Annotated in this window: 1 protein-coding gene; it reads right to left on the bottom strand. The window is 66.5% G+C overall.

Annotated elements, in window-relative coordinates:
* Positions 1-251: 251 nt before the first annotated feature.
* Positions 252-1,280, bottom strand: coding sequence for an IS110 family RNA-guided transposase (locus MGN01_RS23235; RefSeq protein ID WP_147049154.1), 1,029 nt, complete (start codon positions 1,278-1,280; stop codon positions 252-254).
* Between the last annotated feature and the right edge of the window lie 77 nt (positions 1,281-1,357).

Here is a 1,357-nt window from a genome sequence, read left to right as displayed (position 1 = left end):
CGTATGGCCCGCCCCGTCCGCAAGTGGCTCTGGATGCCTTGGTCTAAGCAGTCTGCATAAACGTATCCGGCCTTCGGGCGAGCCCTTGGCCAAGATGGAGATCCGCGCGTTCTGATCCTCATAAAGGGGTCGGCGTCGAGCGCCATTTTAGCGGAGAGGCTTTCAGAACACCGGTCGACTGTCAGGCCATCTTCCTTTCACCGCCCGCAGACACTGGAAGGCCGTCGCACGCTGCGTCAGCCGAACTTGAATCAGGCAGCCATAGGCGCCGCGTCGTAGGCCCGCCCATGGCGCAGCAGCGCCCAGACAATCCGAGCCATCTTGGCTGCCAAGGCCACGACCGCCGTGTTGACGTGCGAACGCGCCAGCAGGCTGCGCAGCCATCGCCCAAGATGGGTGTCACTCCGCCGCAACGAGGGCAGCGCCGCGCGTGCACCCTGGACAAGGCTCTTGCGCAGATACCGGCTGCCGCGCTTGGTGATGCCGACGAGCCTGGGCTTCCCGCCTGTCGTAACCTGACGCGGTACAAGGCCGAGCCAGGCAGCCAGATCGCGGCCGCGCGCGAAGGTGGTCACGTCGCCGATGGCCGCCACGAGCGCGGTCGCATTGAGTGCGCCGATCCCCGGGATCGTCGTCAGCCGACGTGTGTTCTCGTCCGAGCGCGCTTGGTCGGCGAACTCCGCGTCGAGCGCGGCGATGCGACGGTCGAGGTCCTGCCAGCGCTCGCGCACCTCGGCTACGAGAGCCCGTATGCGCGGCGTCAACGATGCACCCGCCTCCGTGTCGAGCAACTCGGCCAGGCAGGCAGCGAGCTTGGCGCGACCTTGCGCTACGACGGTGCCGCGCTCCAGCAGGATGGAGCGGATCTGATTGGTGAGCGCCGTGCGTTCGCCGACGAGTTGGTCACGGACCCGGTGCAGGGTCTGCACGTCGAGTTGCGCTTCTGACTTCAGCGCGACGAACCGCATCGTTGGGCGCGTGGCCGCCTCGGCAATGGCCTCAGCGTCGCGATCGTCGTTCTTGTGCGCTTTGACGTAGGGGCGCACGTACTCGGGCGACATCAGCCGGACGGTATGGCCTTGCGCGGCGAGCACCCGCCCCATGTGGTGCGCGCCACAGCATGCCTCCATGGCGACAATGCAGGCCGGAAGCGTCGCGCAAAAGGTCAGCACCGTCTCGCGACGCATCCGACGCCGTAGGACGACACGACCGGTCGCATCCTGTCCGACGAGGCTGCAGCTGTTCTTGCCCAGATCGATCCCGAGTACCGCGATAGCCATCGGTCTGCTCCATCCCTCATGTGAGCCACCCTGCAAACCTAGCAGCGCAGCCCGGTGAGGGGCGGGCCATCCATAAA

It is taken from the genome of Methylobacterium gnaphalii, assembly GCF_007992215.1.
GTDB lineage: Bacteria > Pseudomonadota > Alphaproteobacteria > Rhizobiales > Beijerinckiaceae > Methylobacterium > Methylobacterium gnaphalii.
Note: the sequence above shows the minus strand (reverse complement) of the source record. Positions and strands in the feature narration are given on the sequence as shown.